We start from the raw sequence: 7459 nt of genomic DNA, 5'->3' as shown, positions 1-7459 counted from the left end.
TGCGTGCCTCTGGGCACGCCGCAGAAAAAAAAGCTCCCCTCGCGGCGGCAGGTTCCATCGATAACCTGCCTGCCGCAAGGGGAGCTTGCCGCGGTCGGGAGGCTCTCCCGCGCCGCTTAGGCCGACTTGGCGGATTCGCCGCCGGTCCCGACGGCCTCGTGCCGTCCCGGCCAGAACACGCGCCGGCCGAGCAGCGCCGTGATCGCCGGCACGAGGAACGGCCGGACGACGAACGTGTCCAGAAGCACGCCGACCGCCGTGATGACGCCGAATTGGACGAGCACCTGGATCGGCAGCGTCGCCAGTACCGCGAACGTCCCGGCGAGAATGAGGCCGGCGGACGTGATGACCGAGCTCGTCTCGCCGACGCCTTCCTTGATCGCCTGAAGCAGAGGCATCTCTTTTCTTTTCTTCCAAATGCTCGAGATCATGAAGATGTTGTAGTCCTCTCCGAGAGCGACGAGGAAGACGAACGAGTAGAGCGGAATGGCTCCCTGGATGGCGTCCGCTCCCATTCCGTAATGGAGGATCAGCCAGCCGAGCCCCAGCGCCGAGAAGTAGGAGAGAACGACGGTCAGCACCAGATACGCCATGGCGACGACGGAGCGCAAGTACAGAAGCAGCAGCAGGGCGATCAGGCCGATGACGACCGGGATGATCAGACGCGCGTCGCGGTCGCCGGTCGTCTTCGCGTCGTGCTGCTCCGCCGTCGCGCCGCCGATCCAGACGCCTTCTTCCGGATTCAACGCTCCCGCCTTGGCCAATGCGTCCTCGGCGGCTTGCCTCAAGTCGGGAATCTTCTCCATCGCCTCGAGCGAGTACGGGTTCATGGCGAACTCGACTTCGTATAGCGCGAGATTCGGGTTCTGAGCGCCCTGGCGGGGTTCGCCGACCTTGCTGACGTAGTCCAGGGACTTCAGCGTCTCGCCGAGGCCGGAGACGTCCTTGCCCCGCGAATCGACGATGACGTTCGCGGGGGCGAGCTCTCCCGGCGAGAACTTGTCGCCGATGAGCTGGAAGCCTTCCCGGGAAGCCATGTCGCCCGGGAAGGAGGACAGGATGTCGTACGTGAACTTGATCTGGGACGAAGCGGCGGCGAGCGCCCCCAGGACGACGACGGCCGCGAACACGATCGTCCAGGGCCGGCGCACGACGAGGGAGCCGACCCGGTTGCGAGCGGGCTTCGGCACGGCCGGAACGGGTCTTCCCTTGCGGGCGGCCCGCTCCGCCTTCATCGCGGGCGTGCGAGGCACGAACGGCCAGAACGAGGCTCGGCCGAAGATCGCGAGAAGAGCGGGCACAAGCGTCAGGCTGGCGACGCCCATGATCAGGATCGACACGCTGAACGGAACGGCGAACCGATGGTAGGCGCCGTACCGCGCGAGAAGCAGGGCGAGCAGCGCCAGCACGACGGTGAAGCCGCTCATCGCGATCGCGCCGGCGGAGCCGGAGATCGCGCCGCGGAGGGCGGCGGCCTTGCTCTCCTCCGCCATGAGAAGCTGGCGGAAGCGCGAGATGAGGAAGAGGCAGTAGTCCGTTCCGGCCCCGAACAGCAGCACGGTCATGATCGAGATCGCTTGCGAGTCGACGGTAATCCATCCTTCGCTGGCCATCCAGCCGAGCACCGGGCCGATGACGCCGTAGGCGAAGCCGACCGCGATAAGCGGGAGGAGAGCCAGAATCGGCGAACGGTAAATGAGGAGCAGCAGCGCGAGAACGAGCCCGACGGTCGCGACGAGCAGCGCGAAGTCCGCGTTCTTGAACAAGCCCGTGGCGTCGATCTGGATGCCGACCGGGCCGGTGACTCTCGCGCTCAGCGCCTCCGAGCCGGCGTCCGCCCCGAACGGATCCTCCCCGAACAGCCGCTTGGCGTCCTCCTTGATCCGCTCGACTCCTTCCTTCAGTCGCTCCGCGTCGGCTTGCCGGTCGAACAGGACGGGGGAGACGAAGGTGCTGCCGTCCTCCGACAGCCGGGCCTTCAGCGCCTGCAGAGGCATCTCATGCAGCGGGGGCGCCGACGTCTGATGCGGGACGGGGGAAGACGCCAGCTCCGCCGACAGCTTCCGGACGTTCTCCAGGTCCGCGTCCGTCAGACCGCCTTCCCGGTGCCAGACGAGCAGGGCGGGCACGTCGGCGCCGCCCGGGAACTCCCGCTCCGCGATCACCTCCGCTTGCACGGACGGCTTCGAGCTTCCCAGGTTCGGCGCGTTGTTCTTCTCTTCCCCGTTGACGGACGGCAGAAACAGGCTTAGCAGCGCGGCAGCGGCTGCCCAGACGAGCAGCGTGACCCACTTGGAACGCGGCCCCGCCACCCATTTTCCCAGACCGTTGTCGTTATTCATATTCGATTCTCCTCTGCCTTGAATTATCGCGAGACGTATGACCCTTATTAATTATATATACCGGACGGTTAATTATCAAAGGTGGAAGAGCGCGGGCTTATCCGATAAAATGAAAAAGATCATTCGGGCGGATTGCCCGATGCGAACGGAGAGAGGGAAGTGCGGATGAATTCGACGAAGCCGAAGAGGGCGCCGGGCCGGCCGAAGAGCTCCGAGCAGGGCTCCTCGATGCGGGAGACGGTTCTGAGCGCGGCCTCGCTTCTCTTCATGGAATGCGGGTACGAGCCCGTCTCCATCAACCAGATCGCGGAACGGGCCAGGGTGACGAAGGCTTCGGTCTACTACTACTTCTCCAACAAGGCCCAGCTGTTCACGGAATCCGTGACGGAGATGATGAAGCGGATCGGCTCCCATACGAGCCGCATCCTTCGGCAGGAAGGCGATCTCCGCTCCCGGCTGGAGGAGGTCGCGAGAGCCAAGATGGCCGCCTCCCACGTGGAATTCGAATCGCTCATGCGCGAGGCGCTGCCTTCTCTGGAGAAGGAGCAGCAGGAGGAGATTCGCCGGGCGGAGCACGGCATTCACGAGGTGCTGGCCGGGTTCTTCGAAGAAGCGATCCGGCAGGGGGAGATCAAGTCCTCGTTCAGCCCGATGCTGCTCGCCCACGCCTTCTCCTCCTTGCTCGCGGCAGGCAACCGGGAATCGGATCTGGCGGAGGAGACCGAAGGGGAGCCGTTGTCCAGGCGGCTGGTCGACCTGTTCTGGCAGGGAATCGGACCCCCGGGCTGACCCGCGGGGAAGCCACCCGGGCCCCGGCCCGCTTGACATCGGCCTTGGCGGCCCGCTATAATCAGGGCATACTTTAGCAGGCGTCGAGAAGGAATAGTAGTCGACCAAGCGTCACCCAGAGAGCCGGCGGACGGTGCGAGCCGGATGACGAACGCGACGAACTCGCCTTGGAGCCTCCGCGCGCAATCCGATTCGACTTCCGGCGGGAAGGAACGGGAAGCGCGGCGACCCCTTCGCGTTACGAAGGAAGAGTGGACGGCGGCCCAAGCAGGGCGACCGTCAACTAGGGTGGTACCACGGGAACAATCCTCTCGTCCCTAGCGTGAATTCGGCGCTGGGGCGGGAGGTTTTTTTGGGTTCAAGGAGGCCGGACAAGCGAGCGGCCTTCCCACAGACGAGAGGAGTTTACGACGAACATGGCGCAAGACAATCCGCACGGCTACAAGCCGCAGACGCTGGAACCGAAGTGGCAGCGTTATTGGGACGAGAACAAGACCTTCCGCACGACGAACGATCCGGGCAAGCCGAAGTTTTACGCCCTCGACATGTTCCCTTATCCATCGGGAGCGGGGCTTCATGTCGGCCATCCCGAAGGCTACACGGCGACGGACATCGTCAGCCGTTACAAGCGGATGCGCGGCTACAACGTGCTTCATCCGATGGGGTGGGACGCGTTCGGCCTGCCGGCCGAGCAGTACGCCATCCAGACGGGCAAGCATCCGGCCGAGTTCACGAAGACGAACATCGACAACTTCCGCCGCCAGATCAAGTCCCTCGGCTTCTCGTACGATTGGGACCACGAGATCAGCACGACCGACCCGGAATATTACAAGTGGACGCAGTGGATTTTCATCCAACTGTACAAGAAGGGGCTCGCGTACGTCGCCGAGGTTCCGGTCAACTGGTGCGAAGCGCTCGGCACGACGCTGGCGAACGAAGAGGTCATCAACGGCGTCAGCGAGCGCGGCGGCCATCCGGTCGTCCGCAAGCCGATGCGGCAGTGGATGCTCAAGATCACGGAATACGCCGAGCGGCTGCTGAACGACCTGGAGGAGCTGGACTGGTCCGAGAGCATCAAGGACATGCAGCGCAACTGGATCGGCAAGTCGACGGGCGCGGAAGTGACGTTCGCGATCGAAGGCCATGCCGACGCTTCGCTCACCGTGTTCACGACGCGTCCCGACACGCTGTTCGGGGCGACCTACTGCGTGCTCGCTCCCGAGCATGAGCTGGTCGGCGTCATTACGACCGCGGACCGGAAGGCCGACGTCGACGCCTACATCGAGCAGGCTTCCCGGAAGAGCGACCTCGAGCGGACCGAGCTCGCGAAGGAGAAGACGGGCGTGTTCACGGGCGCTTACGCGATCAATCCGGCGAACGGCGAGAAGGTGCCGGTATGGATTGCCGACTACGTGCTCGGCGGTTACGGCACGGGAGCCATCATGGCCGTCCCGGGCCACGACGAGCGCGACTGGGAATTCGCGAAGAAGTTCGGCCTGCCGATCGTCGAAGTCGTCAGAGGCGGCGACGTGTCGGAAGCGGCCTACACCGGCGACGGCGAACACGTCAATTCGGGCTTCCTGGACGGCCTCTCCAAGGCGGACGCCATCGCCCGCATGATCGCCTGGCTCGAGGAGAACGGCAAGGGCGCGGGCAAGGTGACGTACCGGCTGCGGGACTGGCTGTTCAGCCGTCAGCGCTATTGGGGCGAGCCGATTCCGGTGCTGCATTACGAGGACGGCACGATGGATACGGTTCCGGAGGACGAACTGCCGCTCCTGCTGCCCGAGATGGAAGCGATCAAGCCGTCCGGAACGGGCGAATCGCCGCTGGCGAACGCGACCGAGTGGGTGAACGTCGTCGACAAGCAAGGGCGCAAGGCCCGGCGCGAGACGAACACGATGCCGCAATGGGCGGGCAGCTCTTGGTACTACCTGCGGTTCATCGATCCGCACAACGACAAGGAGCTCGTGTCCTTCGAGAAGCAGAAGGAATGGCTGCCGGTCGACCTGTACATCGGCGGGGCGGAGCACGCGGTGCTGCACTTGCTGTACGCCCGCTTCTGGCACAAGGTGCTGTACGACATCGGCGTCGTCTCTACGAAGGAGCCGTTCCACAAGCTGGTCAACCAAGGGATGATCCTCGGCACGAACAACGAGAAGATGTCGAAGTCCCGCGGCAACGTCATCAACCCGGACGACATCGTGAACGAATTCGGCGCCGACACGCTGCGCCTGTACGAGATGTTCATGGGTCCGCTCGAGGCGACGAAGCCGTGGAACACGAACGGCGTCGAAGGCATGTACCGCTTCCTTGGGCGCGTCTGGCGGCTGTTCGTCGACGACAACGGCCGCCTGAACGAGAAGATTCAGGACGTCCCGGGCGACGAAGCGTTCCGCCGCACGTGGCACCGGACGATCAAGAAGATTACCGAGGATTACGAAGCGCTGCGGTTCAACACGGCGATCAGCCAGCTGATGATCTTCGTCAACGAAGCCTACAAGGCGGACGTCCTGCCGAAGCAGGCGATGGAGCACTTCGTGCAGATGCTGTCGCCGTCCGCTCCGCACATCGCCGAAGAGCTGTGGGAACGGCTCGGCCACGAAGGCTCGATCTCGTACGTGCCGTGGCCGGAATACGATCCGGCTCTGACGGTCGACGCGGAGATCGAGATCGTCGTCCAGGTGAACGGCAAGATCGCCGAACGCGTGTCGGTCGCCAGCGATCTGGACGAAGCCGGCATGCAGGAGAAGGCGCTCGGCCTGGAGAAGGTCCAGGCGCTCGTCGCCGGCAAGACGGTTCGCAAGGTGATAGCGGTCAAGGGCAAGCTCGTCAACATTGTAGCCAACTAACGAAGAAGGGGCGGCCTCTCTCCCGGGAGAGGCGCGCCCCTTTCTGTCGTTAATCGCGCTTCAGCGAGGCTTCCACCTTGGCCAGATCCTCGGCGAACTTCTCGTGGGTCGTGCGCAGGACGCGGAGGAACGCGCCGTCCGTCGCCTTCCGAAGCTCCTCGAGCGCGGCGGCGGTGATGCCTCCGGGCACGGAGACCCGCTTCTGCAGCTGGGCCGGGGTGAGGCCGTCCCGCAGCATCCGGGAGGTGCCCTCGAGCATCTCGCAGGCGAGCCTGGCCGCGAGCTCCCGGTCGATTCCCGTCGATTCGACGGCCGCCTCGACGAATTGCTCCAGCAGGTACGCCATGAAGGCGGGGCCGCAGCTGGACAGGTCGGAGGCGACGCGAATATCCTCCTCGGGGATCTCCACCGGCCGGCTGACGAACGAGAAGAGGCGGACGAGCATCTCCCGGTCGGCGCCGTCGAGCCGGGAGCCGAACATGAACAAGGAGGCTCCGCAGCCCGCCTCGTTGACGACGCTCGGAATGATCTTGGCTACCTTGGCCGGAAGAAGCTCCTCCAGATCCGCGATTCGGACCGGGCTCGTAATGGAGACGACGATCTGCTCCGGCGTCAGAACCGCGCGGATGTCGTCGATCGCCGCCCGGAAGTCGAGCGGCTTCACGCACAGGAAGACGAGATCCGCGTCCCTGGCGGCGATGGCGTTCGTCGGGGCGACGGCAAGACCGGGATAACGGTCGGCCAGCGCTTCCGCCTTGGACAGGGTGCGGGTCGCGACCGTTACGTCCGAAGGCGAGAGCGCTCCGGACCGCAGGAACGATCCCGTGAGCAAGCTGCCCATGCTGCCGGCGCCGATAAAGCCGACCTTCATCTTCGTCCCTCCCCTTGACGCTGTTCGATTCACCCCATTGTATGAGCGAGGGGTTGGCCGACATGTCTTTTTTCTTGGCGGGCGATCGAATCCAAGGCGGAGACCGGGGCAAGGAAGCGGCCGCCGGTCGGTCCGAAGGCCGGCGCGTATGCAGGCAGGGGTTGCAAGGCGACATGAAGTTCTTGGATAGGAGAATGGAGGGATTCGCGATGATGTCGAGAATTCGGACGGCGACGACGAGAGCGAAGGCGGCCGCCCTGCTGGCGCTGGCCGGGGCGGCGGCGCTCGGCTTCGCCGTATTTGAGCCGTCGGGAACGGCGGACATCCCCGGCTGGGAACCGGTCAACGCGCAGGTGAAGGCGGCGTTGGACGGCGCTTCTCCGGAAGGAGCCGGGGGGAAGGGGGCGGCGGGCGCCGGGGATCATGCGGCGGCGGGAATCGTGTCCGCGGCGCCCCGGACGGCCTCCGGAGGAGCCGCGAACGGAGCGGCGGGCGCCGGAACGCCGGGCGCCGCGCCATCCGTCTCGCCGGGCGCCGCGTCGGGGACTTCGGCTCCCGTGCTTGAAGCGCCGCCCGCGTCCGCCCTGCCGGGCGGCTCGCCGACC

Annotated in this window: 4 protein-coding genes, 1 pseudogene and 1 other annotated feature; of the genes and pseudogenes, 3 read left to right on the top strand and 2 right to left on the bottom strand. The window is 65.2% G+C overall.

Annotation, left to right across the window (positions count from 1 at the left end):
• Positions 1–116 precede the first annotated feature (116 nt).
• Positions 117–2342 (bottom strand): MMPL family transporter, encoded by a 2226-nt coding sequence (locus tag H7B90_RS27785; protein WP_185139162.1) that lies wholly within the window; start codon positions 2340–2342, stop codon positions 117–119.
• 165 nt (positions 2343–2507) lie between these two features.
• On the opposite strand from H7B90_RS27785, the gene H7B90_RS27780 reads away from it, so the two are divergent.
• Positions 2508–3131: a TetR/AcrR family transcriptional regulator gene (locus tag H7B90_RS27780; RefSeq protein WP_185139161.1), complete on the top strand. Its 624-nt coding sequence runs from the start codon at positions 2508–2510 to the stop codon at positions 3129–3131.
• A gap of 74 nt (positions 3132–3205) precedes the next feature.
• Positions 3206–3453 (top strand) — a binding site (T-box leader).
• A 94-nt stretch (positions 3454–3547) separates the two neighbouring features.
• On the top strand, positions 3548–5983 hold the full coding sequence (gene leuS / locus H7B90_RS27775) for a leucine--tRNA ligase (RefSeq protein ID WP_185139160.1): 2436 nt from the start codon (positions 3548–3550) through the stop codon (positions 5981–5983).
• 49 nt (positions 5984–6032) lie between these two features.
• Here the strand turns inward: leuS and comER are convergent, their stop codons facing one another.
• Complete coding sequence (comER, locus tag H7B90_RS27770) at positions 6033–6854, bottom strand: late competence protein ComER (protein ID WP_185139159.1); 822 nt, start codon at positions 6852–6854, stop codon at positions 6033–6035.
• A gap of 209 nt (positions 6855–7063) precedes the next feature.
• Between comER and H7B90_RS27765 the strand changes: the two are divergent.
• A pseudogene (locus H7B90_RS27765) lies at positions 7064–7459 on the top strand (hypothetical protein); the annotation flags it as partial.

Source organism: Cohnella xylanilytica (assembly GCF_014212175.1).
In the GTDB taxonomy this organism is placed as follows: domain Bacteria; phylum Bacillota; class Bacilli; order Paenibacillales; family Paenibacillaceae; genus Cohnella; species Cohnella xylanilytica.
This window is presented reverse-complemented; position numbering and strand designations above follow the sequence as displayed.